This window comes from Micromonospora sp. NPDC051543, assembly GCF_044454415.1.
Taxonomy (GTDB): domain Bacteria; phylum Actinomycetota; class Actinomycetes; order Mycobacteriales; family Micromonosporaceae; genus Micromonospora.
Genome location: NZ_JBITDT010000038.1, coordinates 1 through 1,090, shown reverse-complemented (window position 1 = coordinate 1,090; position 1,090 = coordinate 1). Strand labels below are relative to the sequence as shown.

Annotated in this window: 1 protein-coding gene; it reads right to left on the bottom strand. The window is 67.2% G+C overall.

What is annotated here, in order from left to right; all coding sequences use genetic code 11:
- Positions 1-7: 7 nt before the first annotated feature.
- Positions 8-1,033, bottom strand: coding sequence for an IS30 family transposase (locus ACIA3K_RS31675; RefSeq protein WP_396805546.1), 1,026 nt, complete (start codon positions 1,031-1,033; stop codon positions 8-10).
- Between the last annotated feature and the right edge of the window lie 57 nt (positions 1,034-1,090).

Here is a 1,090-nt window from a genome sequence, read left to right as displayed (position 1 = left end):
GGCGGGCTCAACCGGTGGTTGCAACATTCAGGAGTTGGGCCATTTTTTCGCCGGGGGTGGCCCAGCTCAGGGTCATGCGGGGGCGGTCGTTGAGTTCGTCGGCGACGTGGTCGAGTCCGGCTTGATCGATGGTGGTGAAGTCGAATTGGCCTTTGGGGAAGTACTGGCGTAGCAGTCCGTTGGTGTTCTCGTTGCTGCCGCGTTGCCAGGGGCTGTGCGGGTCGCAGAAGTAGACCGGGCAGTCGGTGGCGATGGTGAAGTCACGGTGCCGGGCCATCTCGACGCCCTGGTCCCAGGTCAGCGAGGCCCGTAACCGTTGCGGGAGCCAGGTCATCGCGGCGGCGAGCTGGGACACGACGTGTTCGGACACCTTGCCCTCGGGCAGCGCTACCAGGATCACGAACCGGGTAGCGCGTTCCACCAGAGTGGCGATCGCGGAACCACCACGTCCACCGCGACGTACCCCTTCGAGCAGGTCACCCTCCCAGTGCCCGGGCACCGCCCGGTCAGCGACCTGCGCCGGCCGGTCCGCGATACGCAGATCAACCCACGGTCGGGCCGAACGCACCGCCCCAGCGCTGGCCGCCCGGGCACGGCGAGCGGCCCGACCCGAGCGCAACGCCACCTGCCGCGTCAACTCCGCGCGCAGATTACCCCGCGCCTGCAGATAGATCGCCTGGTAAATCGTCTCGTGCGACACCCACATCTCCGGCGTGTCCGGGAACTGCACCCGCAGCCGAGCACTGATCTGCTGCGGCGAACGACGTCGCCGCAGCATATCCAGCACCACCTCCCGCAACGGCCCGTCACTGGCTAACCGCGGCGCCCGACCAGGGCGGCTATGTCGCAGAAACGACGCCCACTGCGCCTTCGACGGCTGATACCGCTGCCCATAACGCTCGAACCAACCCACCTCCCGCGAAATCGTCGACACCGACCGCCCCAACCTGCGCCCGATCGACCGCAACGACTCACCCGCTGCCCGACCCAACCCGATCTGCTCCCGCTCCAACGCACTCAACCTCGACGCCATAACCACCCCAACGACAACCACCAACAGGGGGTGTTGCAACCACCGGTTGAGCCCAAG

Excerpts from the sequence above, each read along its gene's own strand:
- ACIA3K_RS31675 (WP_396805546.1), bottom strand. The coding sequence starts at position 1,033 with ATGGCGTCGAGGTTGAGTGCGTTGGAGCGGGAGCAGATCGGGTTGGGT.